The 21,566-nt window shown below is 35.8% G+C and carries 13 protein-coding genes and 1 tRNA gene; 13 read left to right on the top strand and 1 reads right to left on the bottom strand.

Annotated elements, in window-relative coordinates; genetic code table 11:
* Positions 1 to 267 precede the first annotated feature (267 nt).
* The 11 genes from NI455_RS14040 (at position 268) to NI455_RS13990 (ending at position 18,788) form a co-directional block, all read left to right on the top strand.
* Entirely contained in the window at positions 268 to 1,230 is a 963-nt protein-coding gene (locus tag NI455_RS14040) for an AAA family ATPase (protein ID WP_435574936.1), read from the top strand.
* 12 nt (positions 1,231 to 1,242) lie between these two features.
* Entirely contained in the window at positions 1,243 to 2,148 is a 906-nt protein-coding gene (locus NI455_RS14035) for a DUF58 domain-containing protein (RefSeq protein WP_219309693.1), read from the top strand.
* Between the two features lie 13 nt (positions 2,149 to 2,161).
* Positions 2,162 to 4,156, top strand: coding sequence for a transglutaminase TgpA family protein (locus NI455_RS14030; protein WP_253114726.1), 1,995 nt, complete (start codon positions 2,162 to 2,164; stop codon positions 4,154 to 4,156).
* 47 nt (positions 4,157 to 4,203) lie between these two features.
* Positions 4,204 to 4,280 (top strand) — tRNA-Val (locus NI455_RS14025).
* Between the two features lie 180 nt (positions 4,281 to 4,460).
* A complete protein-coding gene (locus NI455_RS14020; protein WP_253114728.1) occupies positions 4,461 to 5,687 on the top strand; it encodes a tyrosine-type recombinase/integrase in 1,227 nt (408 codons plus the stop codon).
* A gap of 57 nt (positions 5,688 to 5,744) precedes the next feature.
* Entirely contained in the window at positions 5,745 to 9,500 is a 3,756-nt protein-coding gene (locus NI455_RS14015) for a hypothetical protein (protein ID WP_253114725.1), read from the top strand.
* Positions 9,501 to 11,177: 1,677 nt separating this feature from the next.
* Entirely contained in the window at positions 11,178 to 12,170 is a 993-nt protein-coding gene (locus tag NI455_RS14010; protein WP_253114724.1) for a hypothetical protein, read from the top strand.
* 196 nt (positions 12,171 to 12,366) lie between these two features.
* Positions 12,367 to 13,956, top strand: a complete 1,590-nt coding sequence (locus tag NI455_RS14005; RefSeq protein WP_253114723.1) for a hypothetical protein — start codon at positions 12,367 to 12,369, stop codon at positions 13,954 to 13,956.
* Between the two features lie 425 nt (positions 13,957 to 14,381).
* Entirely contained in the window at positions 14,382 to 15,290 is a 909-nt protein-coding gene (locus NI455_RS14000) for a hypothetical protein (protein ID WP_253114722.1), read from the top strand.
* A gap of 304 nt (positions 15,291 to 15,594) precedes the next feature.
* Positions 15,595 to 17,064, top strand: a complete 1,470-nt coding sequence (locus tag NI455_RS13995; RefSeq protein WP_253114719.1) for a DUF3987 domain-containing protein — start codon at positions 15,595 to 15,597, stop codon at positions 17,062 to 17,064.
* 686 nt (positions 17,065 to 17,750) lie between these two features.
* On the top strand, positions 17,751 to 18,788 hold the full coding sequence (locus NI455_RS13990) for a metallophosphoesterase (RefSeq protein WP_253114715.1): 1,038 nt from the start codon (positions 17,751 to 17,753) through the stop codon (positions 18,786 to 18,788).
* Positions 18,789 to 18,854: 66 nt separating this feature from the next.
* Here NI455_RS13990 and NI455_RS13985 read toward each other — a convergent pair whose 3' ends face one another.
* Positions 18,855 to 19,277, bottom strand: a complete 423-nt coding sequence (locus tag NI455_RS13985; protein ID WP_004280142.1) for an OsmC family protein — start codon at positions 19,275 to 19,277, stop codon at positions 18,855 to 18,857.
* Between the two features lie 147 nt (positions 19,278 to 19,424).
* Between NI455_RS13985 and crp the strand changes: the two genes are divergently transcribed.
* A complete protein-coding gene (crp, locus tag NI455_RS13980) occupies positions 19,425 to 20,132 on the top strand; it encodes a cAMP-activated global transcriptional regulator CRP (protein ID WP_004280141.1) in 708 nt (235 codons plus the stop codon).
* Positions 20,133 to 20,305: 173 nt separating this feature from the next.
* Entirely contained in the window at positions 20,306 to 21,355 is a 1,050-nt protein-coding gene (locus NI455_RS13975) for an NADP(H)-dependent aldo-keto reductase (protein ID WP_253114713.1), read from the top strand.
* The last annotated feature ends 211 nt before the right edge of the window (positions 21,356 to 21,566 follow it).

Raw genomic sequence — 21,566 nt, 5'->3', positions numbered from 1 at the left:
ATTTGATAAGCTTGCACGAAATTACCAGTCTATGATTTACATTGCTTGCATATTTATTTGGTGTAAAGCCAAATGAGGACACGCCCTAGTTGTCTGCGCTTTTTACTTCTTTTCAACCTGATCATTTTGATTCATCTTTTATTTAAATCCTCGTCATTTTCAAGCGAATATTTTTATCCTGTTACACAGACAGATGATTGATCTTTTGGGAAAATTTAAATTTCAGTGTATGTTAATCTTAGGCCATGTTTTATTAAGGAATTTATTGTGATCTGGGGCATGAAACAAAAGGAAAATAACGATATTGCACACATCAATACAGAGCTTGAACAAAAGATTGCAAGTTATGCACCCAAGATCCAGCGTTTTTTTGAAGAAGTTAATGCCATTGTTTTGGACAAACAGGCCCAGACCAAACTGGCACTTTGCTGTCTGATTGCAGGTGGACATGTCTTATTTGAGGATTTACCCGGGTTGGGTAAAACCACATTAGCCAGCAGTCTGGCACATCTAGCAGGGTTGAAGTTCCAGCGGATTCAATTTACCAATGACATGCTGGCCAGTGATGTCATCGGCATTAACATGTTTAACCAGAAAGAACATCAGTTCGAGTTTAAACAAGGCCCGATTTTTACCCAGATTTTACTGGCAGATGAAATTAACCGTTGTAGTCCTAAAACCCAAAGTGCCTTACTCGAAGCCATGGAAGAAGGCTATGCCACCATTGATGGCGTACGCTATGCCTTGCCGAAACCGTTCTGGGTGATTGCCACACAAAACCCGCTGTTCCAAAGTGGTACTTACGCTTTGCCGGAATCCCAGCTAGACCGTTTCCTGATGCGTTTGTCTTTAGGTTATCCATCGCGCCATGCAGAAAAACTGTTATTACAGCAGGAATCCCGTTTTGCCCTGATTGCAAGTCTGGCGCATATTTTTACCGAAGATGAAATTCTGGATCTGCAAAGTCTGACGCATCAGATATTTATCAGTGAAGCGATTCAGGAATATCTGCTCGATCTGGCAGAAGAAACTCGTAAAAGCCGTCATGGACTTTCTACTCGTGGTTTACTGGCCTTGAAGCGTGCCGCACAGGCGCATGCCCTGATTCAGCAACGCGCTTTTGTCACGCCGGATGATGTGCAGGCTGTATTTGTCGCGGTGACCTCCCATCGTCTGGGTTTGAGTGAAGCTGAAACCTCTAATGTCATGCAACAGGTTGCGGTCAGCTAAAGGAGTCCTCTCTTGGATAAGACCTGGCAAAAATGGCTGGCCAAACGCTTTCAATTTTCCAAGCAGAAACAGCTCTCGCAGAAAGATGTCTTGGTATTTATTTATCAGCAGGGCTATCTGTATCTGGTGTTGATCTTCATCACCTTTGTGGCGGGAGTGAACTATGCCAATAACCTGATTTTAGGTTTCTGCTTTTTAATCAGCGCGGTGCTGTGTGTCAGTTTTTATCTGACGTTTAAACAGTTGCATGACCTGCAAATTGAATTGATCGCAGATGAGGTGGGGCAGGTCGGTCATAGCCTGAATCTACATCTTTATTTTCAACAACAGCAACTTCGCCCCCGCTATTTGTATATCAAAGCAGGGAATCAGCTAGCGAAAGTTTATCTGAATGCGCAAAAACAGCAATTTATTCTGCCATTTTATGCAGAGCAACGTGGCAAGTTTGATTACCCGGCGATTCAGATTTATTCGGTTTATCCCTTTGGTCTGGTGCGGGCTTGGACCTATCTTTATCATCAGCATTCGGCCTGGGTCGCGCCTAAAGCTGAAGTTTTTAGCACAGAAAATAAATATCATCTCAACCGTTTTGAACTGGATATGGATGAGTTTCGTGAATTGCGCAATTACCAGTCAGGCGATTCCTTGCAGGCGGTGTCCTGGAAGCAGTTTGCCCGTGGGCAAGGCCTGTATGTCAAAGTTTTTGAGCAATATCAGGATGAACACAGTATCGAGATTCATTATGCACATATGCCGAGCCAGTCACATGAAGAAAAACTTGAATTTGTGATGGGTCTGGTCGAGCAATGCGAGCAGCAGCAATGTGCGTACAGTCTGCATTTGCCACAGGCCGAATTGCCTCAGGGCGCAGGTGAAGAACAACTGCGGAAAGCCAAACAATTGTTGGCGCAGGCCTGAGGCGGGTAAATTCATGATCAATGCAAAAATCCGGACCTCGATTGTGCTGACTTTGGGCCTGATTCTCATCGCCCAGATGGCATTTATTCCTGTACTACTCAGTATAATTTTTACCATCAGTATTCTGTGTATCTGGCTTTTCCTGAAACGTCAGCAGCCATTTCCAAAAACGGGCACTTTCCTGCTGACGGCTTTGGCACTAGGCAGTATTTATTTGAGCCATCATAGTTTTATCGGTGTTGAGGCTGGGGTAGCAGTTTTATCTACTTTTTTATTTGCCAAATCACTGGAAAGTAAAAATAAACGTGACCTGATTATTCTGTTTAATTTTGCCCTGTTTGTTGCTGCCAGCTCATTCCTATATAGCCAATCTTTTGGGATGGCGATCGTGATTGTGCTGTGTTTAATCAGCTGTCTGATTGGTTTGTACCGGATTCAGACCAGCGAGTTTGAGCAGGAGCAGATCACTCAGCGCGCAGCATTGCAACAGGATGCAAAACATGTAGGCAAGTTTATCTTGTACGCCGTTCCATTTTTCATTTTACTATTTATTTTCTTTCCGCGCTTGCCGCCACTTTGGCATATTCCCATTCCTGAAAATAAGGGTATGACCGGCATGAGTGACAGTATGTCACCTGGGGATATTGCCGAATTATCCCAATCTAGTTCACTGGCTTTCCGGATTATTGGTGATGTCGGCAAGCTTCCGCCGCGCTCAGAACTCTATTGGCGAGCTTTAGTGCTAGATGAATATGATGGGCAACGCTGGACCAGCAGTTTCGTCAATCAGCAGCCTTTAATGCGACAACCGATGGATACTTCACCCGTACCTACAGGCTGGAACTACCAATATCTGGCTGCGGATCCTTCGGTGTTCTGGATCATGGGGTTGGAAAAATCGATACCTGCGGAACGCCGTTATTATAACCGTCAGGATTGGAGCATTGTGCCAAGACGGCTCACGCAACGTGTTGAACCGATTTCGTTACAATGGATCGGGACAGAATATGACCCTCAGACTTTGCCAACGCAATATATCGAGCGAACGAATACCCAAGTGCAGCGCCGGCTTGACCCGCGAGCGCAACAATTAGCACAACGTCTATATGCGCAAAGTGCGGAAGATCCTCGGAGTTATGTACAGAAAGTCTTGAATTGGTATCGACAGAATAACTTTGTTTATACCCTGAAGCCGGGCCAATTGGGGCAAAACCGGATTGATGAATTCCTGTTTAATTCCCGTCAGGGATTTTGTGAACACTATGCCTCGAGTTTTGTGATGCTGATGCGTTATGTCGAGATTCCTGCACGGGTCGTCACCGGCTATCAGGGGGGGGAGTTGGCACCAGATCGCATGAGCTGGGAAGTCCGGCAGCTTGATGCGCATGCCTGGACAGAAGTCTGGATTGATCAGAAATGGCAACGCTTTGATCCAACCGCAATGATCGCTCCACAGCGTATAGATGATGGCATGCAAAACCTGCTTTCTCAGGATGCATGGGTATCGGCAAATCAGTCAACCTGGAACTCGCAGCATAATCTATGGATCACCAAATTACGTGTTTGGAGCGATTATGCTAGCTACCAATGGCAAAGTAAGGTGGTGGGTTATAATGCAGAATCACAACAGAGCTGGTTATCAAAATTAGGACTCGGTTCAGTTTATTCGAGTGTCATAATTTTACTGGGCAGTATTGCACTATTGATTTTGGCCTATATCTTCAGAATTTATCTAAAAGCCCGACAGGCGCAACCTCCATTTGATCGTGCGATTCAACAACTGAATCAATCTTTAGCTGACGATCTCAAAAAACAGCCCGCTGAAACTTTTCATCACTGGATGCAGCGTTTATCCCAACAGACTCAGGTTGAAAACCAGACAGCATTTATTCAAGCTATCCAAATCTTTGAAAAAAATCTTTATTCGGGAACCTCAATAACTGAGCAAGAAGTGAAAAAATTCAAGGATTTGCTTAAAACTTGCGCGGACGTTTTAAAAACTAAATGAAAAGGCTTGTTTTCGGTCGGAAAAATTTATAATATGCCAAGCATTCTAGGTGTATAGCTCAGTTGGTTAGAGCGCTACGTTGACATCGTAGAGGTCTCCAGTTCGAGTCTGGATATACCTACCAAAATATTAACCACTCATGATATTTCATATACACTCATGAGTGGTTTTTTTATGCATTACAATAAGTTACGTTAATTTCATGCGCTCTCATAACTACTCATAACCACCCATATAATTAGGCATCTTGTATCCGTTGATGTATCCCAATAATATTTTAAATATTGGGATACAAGGTACAGAAATGAAAAGATGTAATATTAAAAGACGACCTCTAGCAGATACTGTTCTAGAAGCTTTAGAGCCAGAAGAAAAAGAATATAGGGAAAAAGATAGTAATAATTTATATTTCCGTGTTCAAACAAGTGGAAAAAAATCATGGCAACTAAGATACAAAAATAACGAAAATAAATGGACTTGGCTTGGGCTTGGATCTTATCCAGAAATATCTGCTGTTAGGGCAAGGGAAAAAGCTATGGAAATTATTTTAAGAAAATCCAATGGCGAAGAAGTTAAAACAAAAAAAAGAGTTCTTAAAGAAAAAATAGAAATTGAGGAGTTGAAATTTAAGTATCTAATGCAGGATTGGATCGAAACCAGAAAAAAAAGATGGAATGAAGTAACTTTTAAAAAGGCGGTGAGATCTATAGAAAAGCATATCATTCCCATTTTTGGTGAAAGAAATTTTAATGAGATTACTCCTAAAGATTGGCTTGATTTTTTTAAGGCTCTTCAGCAGAAATTCGAAATTTACAACCAAATTGAAAAGTTAACTTCATATTGCCGAGGTGCATACGATTTGGCTAAATTTCAGAACAAAGTAACCTCCAATCCGTTGGAAGGAATAAATGAGTATTTAGATCCGTATAAAAAAGGGAACATGAATTTTGTTTCTTATGATGAATTTCCTGAATTAATTATGAAAATTAGACAATACCCAGTCAGAGAAATAGTAATTGGTTTAGAGTTAATGATACTAATGTTTCCAAGACCATCTGAATTGAGGCTTGCTACTTGGGATCAGTTTGATTTTGATGAGGCTGTGTGGATTAGGCCTGCGTCCATAATGAAAAATAATATTCCACATGCAATTCCTTTATCAAAACAGAGCATCTGTTTATTGCAAGAGCTTAAAGAAAATTCAGGTTTATCTAACCTATTATTTCCAGGAAGAAATTCATTTTCTAAACCTATTTCCGATAATACATTCAATACGGCTTTAAAAAGATTAGGGTATGATGGAAAGCAAGATCCTCATGGTTTTAGACATATAGCGAGTTCTCAATTTAATAAAAAATTTAGCGGAGTACCACAGGTGGTGGAGTCAGCTCTTTCACATTTAAAAAAGGGGGTAAAGGGGATTTATGACAAGGAAGCACACTATGAAGAACGTATTGAAATGATGCAATGGTGGGCTGATGAAATTGATAAAATTACTAATAAAGTATGTTCAGAGAATTTGACTATTTAGGATTTAAAATAGAATATAGGAAATAATAAAAATTTATTTTAAATAAAGGGTTAACCAATGATCCATCCTAATTGGGATTTATTCGCAACAAAGTTTTCTAATAACAAGGAAATGGTATTTGAGTGGTTTACTTACTTACTTTTTTGTCGTGAATTTCAACTTCCAAAAGGGTGGTTTGGATTTAAAAATCAATCAGGAATTGAAAAAAATCCAATCAAATACAAGAATGAGGTAATTGGATTCCAAGCTAAATTTTATTCAACGTCTCTTGTTGATCATAAAGATGATTTTTTACAAATGCTTGTAAAAGCAAATAGGGATTACCCATCACTTACAAAAATTCTTATTTATACCAATCAATTATGGGGACAAGCATATAATAAGAAAGAAAAGAAAATGGACTCTCCACAGGCTTTAGTAGATATAGAGAAAAAAGCTCAAGAATTAAAAATTGTAATCGAATGGAGAGAAGCATCATTTTTTGAATCAGAGTTTGTGACACTCGAACATGATGATTTAGCGAGATACTTTTTCACAGAAGAGCAATCCCAAGGTTGGCAACGTTTTGGTGATTGGTCAAATACAAAAGCAAGTATAGAAGAACCATATTTTGTTGATAATGATATAAAAGTCGTTACTCCACAAAACAGGAATAATAGTGAACTTAATGTGGTGGATGGTATTAATGCGATTCGAGATAAACTTTCGACTGCTAGTACTTCTGTAAGATTAGTAGGTTTATCTGGTGTAGGGAAAACACGTTTCGCACAAGCACTATTCGATGATCGCATTGGTGAAAATAATTTAGATGTTAAAAATGTTTGGTACTGTGATATTGGGGATTCACCAAATCCACTCCCTGAACATTTTATTGAAGAATTAAAATTAAAAAATAAGCCCTTTATTCTAATTGTAGATAATTGTGGACAAGATACTCATGCGAATTTAACCAAAAAAATTCAGAGTACTGAAATTTCACTTTTAACAATTGAATATGATGTAAAAGATGATCTACCTGAAAGGACTGATGTCTATAAGCTTCAACCAAACAGTATAGATATTATTCAAAAAGTAATTGAACGACATTATCCTGATGTTAATGATATAAACCGACGTAAAATTGCAGATTTCTCAGGTGGGAATTATCGATTAGCCTTAGCTATAGCTTCAAATATTGAGAAAACTGATAACCTAGCATTACTTACTGATAGTGAATTATTTGAACGACTATTTTGGCAAAAAGGTCGACAAAATGAGGAGCTATTTAAAATTGCGAAAAATTTTGCTCTAGTCTATTCCTTTAATATAGAAGATAGCGGTGAAGAAAATTCTGAATTGGATTTTTTATCTAACTTTGCAAAGGTAGACTCTGATACTGCAATCGAAGCAATTGAGATGCTGAAAAGTAAAGATATAGTTCAACAACGTGGCGTATGGCGAGCAATTCTACCTCATGCACTGGCAAATCATTTAGCTAAAGAGTTAATTTCTACAAGGTTAGTTAATCAACTAGATAAACTAACTAAGACAATGCCTGAACGTTTACAGCGATCTTTTATTAAGCGTCTGAGTTATTTTCATGATCTTCCAAAAATTAAGGATTTAGTCACTTTATGGTTCTCTAATGAAGGCTTCCTTGGCGAAAAAATTCTAACAGGCAATTATGATGCTCAAGACTTAGTAAAAATAAGACTACTATCGCAAATAAATGAAGACCAACTTCTTAACTTATTTGAAAAAAAGCATCACTTAGATCCAAATTTTTTAACACGTGAAAACACATCTTTTATAGAGATTTCTAATTTAATTCGAGCATTAGCCTACCAAGATCATAATTTTGAAAAAGCATTTCATTTGCTTGTTTATTTTGCTAGGGATGAAAAAGAGAATGAAAGAAATAATTCTATTATGGATTTATTGACATCTTTATTTAGACTACGTACATCTGAGACTTTAGCCAATTTAGAACAAAAAAAAGAAGTTCTTACTACATTGCATGCTAATGAAGAAAATTTACCAATTTTATTATCTTGTCTATCAACAGCCTTAAACTTCCATGAGTATGGCTATCTTATTCGTGGAACTAATGAAAGTGGAAAATTATCTGATTATGGATATCAACCAAAAACTTATGATGAACTTTGGTCATGGACTGAGTTTTTACTCGAAATATTAAATAAGTTGGATCAGCAAGGTGTTGTGCGAGCCCGAGAAATTTTTGTAAATAATCTTAAAGAAATTATATGGACATGCGGAAAAGTTGATTTCGTAAAAGCATATTTAGAAAAGTTTAGTGAAAGATGTTACTTTTCAAAAGCACATACTCAAATTTTAAATATCCTTACATTCAATGAAGAGGAATTGAAGGTTCATGCTCCAGAATTATTATCTGATTTAGTAGATCTAGAAGAGTCTTTGAGACCTAAAAAGGATAATTTAGCTGAATTAATAAAATCATATATTTTAGTATCTGATCATGATTTATATAAAATGACTAAAAAAAATGATGATAAATATGCAATAAAAATTCCAGTTTTTGATAACTATGAAGATCTAATACATCATATTAGTAATGAGTTAATGAATGTAGACAAACTCATAGAAAATCTTGATCTACTAATTAAAGCGAATACTGGATGGATACAAAGCAATTATCTAATAAAGTTAGGAGAAGCTAGTTCAAAAACATTTGTCAATATAAATCAATGTCTTAATGCTTTAAGAAATATTAATCTTGATAAATCAATGCGTTCTTCTGAGTTTTTATTAGGTCTGTTAGTCGGTTTTAAGAATAATTCATTAGATGATTTTTATGTCTTTATCGAATTTATGAGGCAGAATGATAGTTTTAAAAATACTATTTGCTTATTGCTGATTCAAGCATGTCAAAATGATGATGATTTTCAATATTTTAGTCAGTTAATCATTGATAAAAAAATTGATGTTCTGAATTTTCCAAGATTGTCAGCACATAAATATCATAATAAAATTAGTAATAGTCAATTTGAAATCTTACTCGATGCATTGATTTTTGTAGGAGCTACTGATCAAATTAGATACGAGCTTTTAGAAGAATGTTTCTTCCAGAAGAAATTACCCATTAAATATTTAGGCATTCTTTTAAGTGAACTTAGAACAATACTTAAAAATGATAACTTGTACGATCATAGTGAAGATGCTTTAGAGTATTTATTAACTTTAGAGGATTCTCACAGAATTAAAGTTCTTGAAGCAGTAAAAAGCTTATTTGATGATGAGAAATATATTTCTTTAAATCGACACTCAAAAAACTTTAAATTGTTAAAAGTTTGTGTTGAAAAAAGTACAGATCTTTTCCTTCTTCTATTTTTAGACGATCAAGAATTTTTAGATAAATTTTGGTGTAATGATTTAAGAAAAATTCTCGTTTATGCTGAACAGCAAAGTGTTTTGAAATGGATCGGGCATGATCAAGTTAGATTAGAATTTTGGATAGAAAAGTCGAACTTATTTTTGATTCAAGATAACGGTCAAATTATTTGGTTAGATTTAATTTTTTACTTACTCGACTTAAGCCATTCTGTTAAATTTGCCTTAGATCAGATTATTGAAAAAAATATTTTCACGTTACGTTCAGCTTCTGGTAGTTGGTCAGAGGAAATGAAACGAAGATTACCATCTATTACCGCCTTAAAAGATAAGCTCAAGAAATCGCATTCATCTCTCTTGCCATTGATAGAATCAAAAGAAGAAGAATGGTTAAAACGCATAGAAGTCCAGTCAGAAAAAGATGATCAAGAAAATAAATTAAGAAATGAACGTTTTGAGTGGTAAAAAAGAAAGGCTACATTCTAAATGAATGTAGCCTTAAATGTTTTTAGAACTATGCTGTTCAATGTTAACGCCTTTATTGGCTGTTCAATTTTTTTCATGCTGATTTAAGCCATATTCCACTTCAAATTACTAAATCTAGGATTTAGTTTTTTCTTGCCTAAGATGGAAAAGCAAGACACTTATATTTTTCATGTCCGTGTGAACATTAGCTAGATTAAAAAGCACCTAGCAACTCCGCATAAGCAGCATTTCTTCAATGACCAAACTTCAGAGTACTTATGTTTTATCAATCATGGTCTAGTTTGAGCGACCAAGCTCAAACACAGGAATACGACCAAGTATCCCCTTAACCTTCTTCTAACATATTGCCGAACATATTTTCATATGTGCCGACTCAAGCTTTCGCAGTGAGCAATCTGATCAATCAGACTGTTTTAGGATTCGCTTTAAGCTAGCTATCTCACTTAGTACAAATCTTAGTATGAAGATCTGTACCACAATTTCCACAAGTAAAAACTTGCTTTATATGCGCTACTTGCCATCGCTCCCACACTGTATAAATTAACAGACCTTTAACCAATTTAAGTCCTTCATACAGTGCTTCCCAAGTTATTTCAAAGTGTCTTAATGTGCAGACCGTTTATCCTCTCGCTTGCATACATACTTCCTGTTTCCCCCAACCGTAGTTCCTTAGTTTTATCGGGATATGATGTATACACAACTTTATAAAGGGTAAAACTCTTGCACTCCAATCAGCATCTATCGATTAATGCCGTTACACGTTTAAGCTATCCAGCGACCCATTCAGCTTGCGCCAAATGGTGCCAACTTCTCCACCGTTAGGCTCGAAGTCCTAGTACCTCACGGTACTCTCAGCAGCCATCGTGATTGGAAATGAGCATACTTTTCGCAAGTTGTTCACTTGCCTCGATCAAGCATACACACTCAGCTATTAACGGAGACTATCGCACATCCTATGCTGCTCCTGACTGTATCACCTTGAACAGGGTGTTAATTCAAAACCAAAGTTTTAAATCTAATCTGGCTATTCCTAACCAAATGACCATTTCGGAATAAATTCCTTATAGGCTCCCGTGTCCTTGTCGCCCAACAACTTTATATGCAATGCATATAGGAACTCTTAAATCCAAGTTGACAGAACGGATAGAAGAAGAGCATTGCAGCTCTCCAGCCCCCGTTGCAACGTACCGAGCGAGGTTTCCCCAGCAGTCCGCTACATCGGCAGTACAAGAATGGTTAGTTCAGGTACTCACGGCAATATGTATCAAAGTTTTGAATGGTGGTCTTTAACCCATCCAAAACTTCAAAGAAGAAAATTAAGGATGGATGGTCAGTCCACTATTCGATTGATAATTTCATATTAGTACATCTGATTTTAAATATCAATATTATTGATAATAAATTTAAAATAATATAAATTTAACTAATGAAGTTTGTGTCGTCATTAGGAACTACTTAATTGCCACCTTACAAAGTGAGGTGATCATTCATAAAGCTATGGCTTTGCCATAGCGGTTTTTGAGCAAAGCTCAAAAGTAAAAACACCTTAATTGAGACAATTTCTATTGTTGATTGACACAAATGCTTAGATGGGATTCCACAGGGAAAAAGTGGATTGTTGATTTACAGTTAAACTGTATTGTTGGATGACAAAAAATGATTGATTACAGCCCTCATACCAAATACACAGCACAAAAAATTCAGGATAAAGTGACTCGTGGAGCATACTTTTACTCATCATTTAGTATTGATAATGGTATTGGCTCAACAACCAACATTAAGAAACTCATCGAGAAACTAACGGACAGATATGACCTAAATTTAACGAGTCGGCAAAGGAATTATCGACTGAAAACAGGAAAGCCGATTGCAGATCTGATTGTTCAAGATGTGATGTATGAAAATAGATGGCTTTTTATTTTATTAATCACCACGCCTAACAGCCATAAACACAGTAAACAGCCAATTCATTCTACTGAACAGCAAAAGCAATTCGGCAAAGATAAAATCTTTGAAATAGAAGAGTTGTCTTTTTCTAGAGAGCTTGTTATTGCTGAAACTGACTTAGTCCATGACTACTTTAAAGATGATGAAGTTTTGAAGTTTGTCATGTCTAAACCTTATTTAGAATTAGATTTTGCAGGCTGTTCAGCGGAACTTGTGCGAATGACTCACAAAAAATATAAATCCAACTCCGATAAATTTTATAAAACGCCAAGTAAACCCTTTAGTTGGACTTGGAGATGGAAAAAAGAAGTTATAGCGAAAAAGAAAACAGACTTAGTTAATATTATAAATCGCTATGTTTCACAACCTAACAAGGCTAAACCAATTGAAGATCTTGTTAAATGGCAGTCCTATTTTCAAACCTATGCTGTTTTTAGAGGAATGCGACAACAGGTTGGACGACTATATACATTAGGGAAATTGTTTTTATATAGTCGTGGCAAACAAAGATGGGATGATTTAAGTTTGCCTACTCTGAAACTCTATTTTGCTCCACGCTATGAGAAATATGCTGAAATTTATGATGAATACTGTTTACGCAGAGAGATTTATATAAACTTTAATTCAGAATTACCACGGCAGCTAGCATGCAAACCAGACTGGAGTGAAATACAGCAATATTTAGATCAGCTTGAAGACTAAATGCTTGCTAATTCAACTACTAATGTTTTATCAGTGATAATTATTAGTACTGGTCGCGAAATCAATGCTTACTTGTGTATTCATATTTATCTAGAAAGTTGTTACTAAAAGTTATAAGAGCTTTTAATAATAAAGAGTTAAAATTTGATTAATATCATATAAAAATCTCAATGTTAAAAATGAATAAGGATTAAACATGCTTGTCGATATGGATGATTTTATAGACTTCGTAAAGAATAAATTAGGAGAATCCATTTGGGTTCCACTCTATAAAAATCTAAATAAAGAAGATAAATCTGAGGATGGTTCACTTTTTTCTTGCCTCATTCCACCTGAAGACACTAGTGACGCAATGAAAAAGTATGGATGGGATTTAAGTAGGGAAGATGGGGGACCATCAATTGTCACTTGTGGTGATAATATTTGGTATGAGCCAACCACCACTGCCTTACTTCCTCTTGTAATTTATAGGACATTTCATGGTACTAGGAAGCCTTATTGGGAAATACTGCAAGAATTAGTACTATATTTTAATCTGTATAATGATAAGCCTAATAATAAATATATCGTTGATAATGACAATGGAATAGAAATTGAAGTCATTAAATATTCAGATAATGAGATTCTAATACGGAAGTCATTTTTAACAGCTTTCATGTCAGCTCGACAAATGAATCTTCTCTTATTTTTTGAGAACACTAGACATAAAATTACAGATGAGAGTCTTACAGATGAGCATGTAAATGAGAGGTTTATTTCTTACACTAGATTTTGGGATCGTTCCTATGTAGATGGTTATAAAATATTTACCAGAGTGTTAGGGAAAAAATTATTTCATTGCTTACCTAGAGAAGAAAAACACTACAACCCATTGAATGAAAAACACTTTGAATCTTTTATTATTGATGGAGATTCTCATGATAAAATAATTCACACCTGTGATCCTTCCATGCTATCGGACTACTTTGGAAAAAATAAAGGTTCTCCACATTACCTAACTCCTGTCTATTTTGATAAGACAGTACTTCAGAAGTATTATTCCTCATCAAATGAATATGAAGTAAAAGATAGTTCTATTTACAAACATGGCTATTGGAATTTACGTTTTGATAATAATTCTTCAGGGCATGTTTGTGTGTTTTTAGGTGATCTAGGTAGAGATTTACCTCACTCAGAACAGATCTACTGGAAAAGCTTCAATATATCCCCAGAAGGACGGAATATGAGCAAAACATACTTTGAAAGAAGTATGCTTGGAACATGGTCAGATGCCGAGAGTCCTGATCTTGCTTTTAAGTTTATTTTTAACCAATTTCAAGAAAAGTGGCTAAAGTCTAAAGGATGGGAACTTTTTTTATCCCTAAATCAAGCTGATTATCATTGTTTTAATACACTACATTCATTGACTAAAAATGAGCAGTCAGAATTCGACTCTCAAATATTATCTCTAGTAAAAATAACAATAGATTCTATTAATGTTGAAAAACTTAAAAAACTTGTTTCAATAGAAAATAATGGATCAATTAAGCTTTTAGCTGAGTTCCTGCATAAGGGGGGGGTTACGTTTGATGTCGCAACCTTCTTGGGTGGATTACAAGGAGTACGTTCAACTGGAGTAGCCCATAGACGTGGAACAAAATATGAAACTACGATTGCACGCTTAGGAATTGAGGATGATAAACTTATTGAAGCTTTTGACAACCTTCTTGAACAAATGACAAAATTGCTAATTGAAATTGATGAAGTATTTTTAAAGCAAGAAATTCAGGATAAAGAACCAATATAACGAAAGAGTTTTAAATAGAAGAAATGTCAGGAATTCAGGTTTTTCTACTATTAAATACACTAAGTGTTATAATCCATGCTAGTCTAGCTTAAGATGAAGAAATAGTAGGTTAAAGAGTAGAAATGTGCGTTATAGGTTCCCATTTCTACCTTCTAATTCTATTGAAGTATGGGCATCTGAAATGCCCAGCTGAGATAGAAAAATTGTTAATTTTTTTATAATATTTAATGTTAATTATAATAAATAATCATATAAATCAAACTGAAAAAATATATCATATTGAAAGTACTTTATGAGTATGTAGATATTTAAGAATTACTATTTAAGAAAAATAAGTTTTGATTGTGCAAAATTTAGCCGTTTTATTTGTAATGATAAAATATATTCTGGTTTACTAGACCAAAAGGTGAACTTTCAGAGATGGTATGGTCAGAGTAAATGCAAATGATATTGCAGAGAATATTAAATTTTTGAATATGTATAAAAGGCTAGACTACGAAAAAAAAAGAACTTTACTGATAGATAAAGTATTTTTAAATCGTGAAGAGTGGCTTAAACGTGAATATCTTGATTTAATGATAAAGCTATTAGATGATTCTAGATTTCAAAAAATATTTATTAAGAAGTTAAAACTACCAGATCTATTTTTATTCATTCAAATTTACTCTTTGAGCATAAAGTACAAATCAGACCCTAATAAAGTTTTACAAGAGTCTTTTGCTTTTAAAAATAAAACTCACAATAGTAAATTAATCAAAGATATCTCTAAAAAGACTAAAAATTTGATTGATGCTTTTAAATCATCACCAATCGATTTTTTAAATAATGGGATCTTCATAAAAGATCATAGATTTATTGAGTTTTTAAAATTCATGATTGATGGTAACAAGTTAGCTTTTGTCGATGACAAAGTTTTAACTAAAAGATATGAGGAGTTACTTCATCAGACTAGAGGTAACGAAGATCTTCAGAAATTTGTTAAATATTTGAAAGATAATAAATATTTATCATCTATTGATGATGGCTATAGTGAAGCTACTTTGTACCAGAAAGCCTATAACTATTCAAAAAAATTCAAATATTTCAGCATTCTAGATCTTATACAAGATATAAAAGATGATATTTCCTGTTTTTTACATACTCAGGCAACTATACGTCGTGATAATTATAGTCATCGTACTGTTTTTATTAAAGAAATTTACAATGTGGATGTGCATTCAAAGCCCTATGATCTTGATTTAATATTACTTATTTCTGAAATTTTTTTTGAAGATTTGAGTAAAGAGAATCTTTTAACAAAAGGCAGACTAAAAGAAATATTGAAAGAAAATTAGCACAATTTAATTTTATCAAAAGGGATTTTTATTTTTTAAAAATAAAAATCCCTTTTTTTATTCACTCTATTAAGCCCCAAACTTATTTCATGAGTTGTTATGTGAGGTTAAGAATGCAAGTTATGAAATTTGAACAACTACGAGTGACTATGACTCTTAGTAGAAATGGATTGTATCGACTAATAAAAGATGATCCAACTTTTCCGAGGCCAATAAAATATTCCTCGTCACGTCAAGGTAATCTTTATTTTAAGGTTACAGAAGTTGAAGCTTGGTTAGAAAAACAGAAATGCGAGATTAAGTAATGAAAAATATAGATAAAAAATTAGCAATCAATAAAGTTCTATCCGAAATGAAATGGAAGGAAGTTGATATGGTAACCAGAGGGACTAATTGTCAATCTCTAGAAGATAATTATCCTGTAAGTTCTCTCCCAGATCTTGTAAGGGATGCTGCATTATGTATTCATGAGGAAGTAAAAGTACCATTTGCTATAGTGGCAAATTCTTTATTGTTCGCTATCACATTTATTGCTCAAAAGCATGTTAATGCGCTTACCATTCAAAAAGTTGTTATGCCTTGCAGTATAAATTTTTTAAGTGAAGCTAATAGTGGTGATCGTAAAAGCACGGCTGATTATTTTGCACTTAAAGTAATTAATGATATTCAGTCAGATGCTATAGCTAGATACTCAGCAGAATATGCAAATTGGGAAAAACTTCCTCATAAAGAGAGAGCAAATGTACCACAACCAAAAAATCCAAAGAGGATATTTTCTGATAGTACTTTAGAACCTATTGTGGGTGGATTCATTAGAGGTGAATTCGTTAATATTGCAATATCATCAAATGATGCTGCAGACTTTTTATGTGGATATGCGCTTAATTCTGATAATTCGAAACCAAATATGGTTCTACTGACCAAAGTATTTGATAATGGCTGCGTTGAAAGAAAACGTTCAAAAGGTAATGCAGAGGGAAGTGGTGTAGCCAATCATATTCGTTTAAGTATGCATTTAATGGCACAACCAATCATCATTCAAGAAGTTTTTTCGAATAAGACGATGTCTAGTATAGGCTTATTACCAAGATTTATTTATGTTGCACCTCCTTCATTAGCTGGGACTAGATTTTTGAAAATAGAGGATATTGATAAAGATATTACTCTTGATAGAAGGCTTATTAACTATTATGACCAATGTAAAAAATTATTAGGCGATTGGTATGATGTAAGGGATTTAACTGATCAAAGTCAATTAATTGATAATCGTAAAGTTTTAAGATTGTCAAATGAAGCTAAACCTATGTTTGTTAAGATATTTAATGAAATTGAAGCTAAGTTAAAGCCAAATAACATATATGTTGACCATAAAGCAGAGGCAAGTAGAGCAGGTGAGTTAATAATTAGATTAGCCACAGTTTTTGCTTTTTTTAAAGAGGAAAAAGAGGTCACTGCAGAAGATTTGAAGCATGCATCAAATATTTTAAAGTATTCATTAAATCAATGGGTTAGAGGTAATAAAATAAATAATGATGTTACTGATGCGGATCAATTACTAAATTTTTTAGTAAAACACTATCAGGATAAAAATGAAGAGTACATTTTAAAATCTAGTATTGGTCAGAATTGTCGAAATTTTAGGAATAAAACAGGCAAAAGAGACCAAGCTATTCAATATCTTGAGGAAATTGATAATGTTAGAACAATCATATTTGATGGCAAGGAATATGTTGTGTTAAATCCCATCTTTTTAAAAAAAGATTTAAATGGCTAATCAGTAATTTTTTAGATATTAGCTTGCAAAAAAAAATTTAGACACATTGAAAGTTTTTATCTTTATTTAAGTTATTAATTTTTAAATAAATTAGTCAACTAGTCATTTAGACAGCTTTATTAATATCTATAATTTTTTTGATAACTTTAAAGTATGTCTAGGTGTCTAAAAAACAATAAAAACAATTATTTATGTTATTTATGGCTTTCTAAATTGTCTAAATTAAAAATATTTCGTTACAACTAAAATTTGTATCCTATCTTGTATCCTAGATTTTGAAAATAAAATATTAGTTTTAAATAACAATCACTTATGATTTGTTTTGGTATTGGATATACCTACCAAGATTCTAAAAGCCTATTCTAAGAATGGGCTTTTTTATTGCTTTATTTTGATGTAATAATTTTTTATATCATTCATATTTCAGCTCGCCTTGAACTACAAATCAAATATAAAAAATATCAGATCAAGCTCTTAAATATCCAAGCAGAATAGCCTGTATTTGCCAATACTTTTAAGAACAAGATAAGTGTCTTCATAAAAATTAAGCTCATGATTTCACTTAAACTTACAATACTGAACATTGATTTATTTAAATGATGATTCATTCTGTATTCAGATCTTCATAAATTTAAAGCATACTCATAGGGATATATTCTGTTTTAGACTTAATTCAGGATGCATAAATGAAGTACTCATTTATACAGCAGGCTTTCACTGGTCCCGTGGATATCGTAGGGGATATTCATGGTGAGATTGCCGCGCTGGAACAACTGATCCAGGTATTAGGTTATGACCGGAATGGTCATCATCCAGAACAGCGCAAACTAATTTTTGTCGGTGATCTATGTGACCGGGGGCAAGACAGTATTGCGGTGATCAAACGCGTCAAACAGCTGGTAGATGAAGGCTATGCACAATGTGTGATGGGTAATCATGAATTGAACCTGTTGACCGATACTTTGCGGGAAGGCAATGGCTGGTTTTTTGGTTCACCGCATCAGGATGATCTGAAACCTTTTGATTCGATTCAAGCCTCAGTCAAAGATCGACAATGGATTCTGGGTTTTTTAAATAGCTTACCGTTGGCCTTGGAGTCGGAGCAGCTGCGTGTTGTGCATGCCTGTTGGCATCAAGGATCAATTGATCAATTACGCAATTCTGGTTTTACTTCACTTGGTGAAGCCTATGCTAATTTTGCTCAGCATACAGCGCTGGATCTGCAAGCCTTAGGTATTAATGAATTAATACAGAATGAACAGCAACAATACCAACACCAGTTCAAAGACCCAGCTGCAACTTTACCTTTATTGCAACATCTCGCAGAAAAAGAGCTACGTGAGCAAATGCACAATCCGATTCGGGTCATTACTTCTGGTGCGGAAAAAATCGCCTTAGAACCGATTTATGCCGGTGGAAGGTGGCGGATGATCGACCGCGTGCCATGGTGGGACAGCTATACCGACCAAATTCCAGTCATTACTGGACATTATTGGCGGAACTTTAAATCTACTGAAGAAAAAACCGGTTTACTCAAATCGATCGATGCACTGCAATGGTATGGACAGCAACAAAACGTATTTTGTGTGGATTATTCAGTGGGTAAACGCTATCTCGATCGTCAACAGGGTGTCGCGTTCAGACATCGACTCGGCGCCTTAAGATTTCCAGAAAATATCTTGAGCTTTGAAGATGGCAATCAGTATTCAGTTCAGCGGTTCTGAGAAAAGGCAATTTTCTGATACAAAAAAAGCAGCTTTTCCAGCCGCTTTTTTTACAGAATCTAGATTTTATTCTGCTTCGATTATTTCATAATCATGGGTGATTTCAACACCGCCATCAGACAGCATTTTGCTGGCAGAGCAATATTTTTCAGCAGAAAGTTCTACGGCTTTTGCGACCTGTTTCTCTTTAATCGCTTTGCCGGTCACTACAAAATGCAAGTGAATTTTCGTGAATACTGCCGGAATTGTATCTGCACGTTCAGCCTTTAATTCGCAGCGTACATCGGTAATATCCTGACGAGCCTTCTTTAAAATGGTAACAATATCAAAAGACGCACAACCGCCCAGACCCGTTAAAAGCAGTTCCATAGGACGGGGACCACGGTTTTCACCACCGTATTCAGCTGAACCATCCATGATAAGGCTATGACCACTTTGAGTTTTTGCTTCAAAAGCAACATTCTCTAACCAATGAACGCTTGTTTGCATTGCAACTACCTAAAAAAAGCTATAAATTTGTCAAGTAACTGTACACTAACATAAATTGGGTTGATACGGAATTTCAATCCCACTGTGTGACAAGTTCACATTAGGTCTTGTGCGATCTATAAATTATCCATAATCGGAACTGTTAGCATGACTTCAAACTTTTCACAATTAAGCACTGATGCGCTTTCTCCGGGGCAATTACCAGAATCCGTGAAAGCACTGTTAAAACGTGCATATATTAATCGTTATCCAAAACGTACCACGATCATTGATGCAGGATCAGAATCTAAATCTTTATATTTAATTCTGAAGGGGTCTGTATCTATCATTCTTCGTGAAGATGATGATCGTGAAATTGTCGTGGCTTATTTAAATGCGGGTGACTTCTTTGGGGAAATGGGTCTATTCGAGGTTAATCCACAACGTACTGCGGAAGTTCGTACGCGTGATGTGTGTGAAATTGCCGAAATTACCTATGAAAACTTTCACGAAATCAGCAAGCAATATCCTGATCTGAGCTATGCGGTATTTGCTCAATTAGTACGTCGTTTGAAAAATACCACACGTAAAGTCACTGATCTGGCATTTATTGATGTTTCAGGCCGGATTGCACGTTGTCTGATCGACCTGTCTTCACAGCCAGAAGCGATGATTTTGCCGAATGGCCGTCAGATTCGTATTACCCGTCAGGAAATTGGTCGCATTGTTGGCTGTTCCCGCGAAATGGTCGGACGTGTACTAAAAACCCTGGAAGAGCAGGGCATGATCGAAACCGATGGTAAAGCCATCCTGATCTTTGATGCTTCATTAGAAGAAGCGTCTGAAGCAGTGGCAGATGGTGCCATAGACGAATAATCCAGATATTAAAAAGCAAATCTTCGGATTTGCTTTTTTTTATGCGTCATTACTTAATCCATAAAAATTTAGAACAAGCTTCTCAGAAAAGATGATTTAAGCTCCCTTATAATTCCGATAGGCTATAGCCTACTTGATCTCAATTCACTAAATAAAATTCACAGGATGTTTTTATGCAATTCAGACCGTTGGCGGATACCGGCATTCTTTTGCCAGAAATTTGTTTGGGCACCATGACTTTTGGTGAGCAGAACACGCAAGAACAGGCTTTTCAGCAATTGGATTATGCGCTGGATCAGGGACTGTATTTCTGGGATACTGCGGAAATGTATCCGGTACCGCCAAAACCTGAAACGCAAGGGGTCACCGAGCGTATGATTGGGAACTGGATCGCTGCCCGCGGTGGCCGTGACAAACTTTTTTTAGCTTCAAAAATTGCTGGACCATCGCAAGGTGGTAGTCATATCCGGGATGGTCAAACCCGTTTTGTTGCCAATGAAATTTCGGCAGCCATTGACCAGTCATTGTCACGCCTGCAAACGGATTATATTGACCTGTATCAGTTACACTGGCCGCAACGCCCAACCAATTTCTTTGGCAAGCTGGGTTATGGCAATGCTGAAGCGGCAGAAGACCGTGCCGTGACAGATCTCGAAGAAACTCTGACCGCCTTGCAGGATGAAATTAAAAAAGGTCGTATCCGTTATATAGGCCTTTCCAATGAAACCCCGTGGGGCACGATGAAATTTCTGCACCTTGCAGAGAAATTAGGTTTGTCCAAATTCGTCAGTGTACAAAACCCATATAACTTGCTGAACCGTACTTATGAAATTGGCATGTCAGAAATTGCCCAATATGAAAATGTAGGCTTGTTGGCGTATTCACCTTTGGCATTTGGTTATCTGACCGGTAAATTCCGTCATGGCGCACGTCCTGCCAATGCGCGTGTCACCTTGTTCTCCCGCTTTAGCCGTTATAGCAATCCGCAAAGTGAATGGGCAACCGAGCAATATGCCCAGCTGGCAGAACAGCATGGTTTAAGTCTCACCCAACTGGCTTTGGCCTTTATCAAGCAGCAGTTCTTTGTGACCAGTACGATTATTGGCGCCACCAATCTGGATCAGCTGAAAGAAAATATTCAGGCATTTGAAATTGATCTATCGGAAGAAATTCTTAAAGCTATTGAAGATATTCACCGTCAGCAGCCGAACCCTGCACCTTAAGCATTTTATTGCTATTTAAAACACCCTCTAGGTGAGGGTGTTTTAATTGTAGTAGGTTAAATTAGATGATAAACAATATAGCCGGAAAACAAGAAAAGCAGCATAATCAAAACAAGATTCATTAGGGTGTGTTGACACTTTTAGCTTAAAAAAATAGCGAAGTAGTAAAATCAAATCGCCAAACCCAATTTTACTATTCGCTATGCCTCGT

This window comes from Acinetobacter lwoffii, assembly GCF_024129435.1.
Classification (GTDB): Bacteria; Pseudomonadota; Gammaproteobacteria; order Pseudomonadales; family Moraxellaceae; genus Acinetobacter; species Acinetobacter lwoffii_F.
The sequence above is the reverse complement of the archived record's forward strand: the minus strand, read 5'-3'. Positions and strand labels throughout refer to the sequence as shown.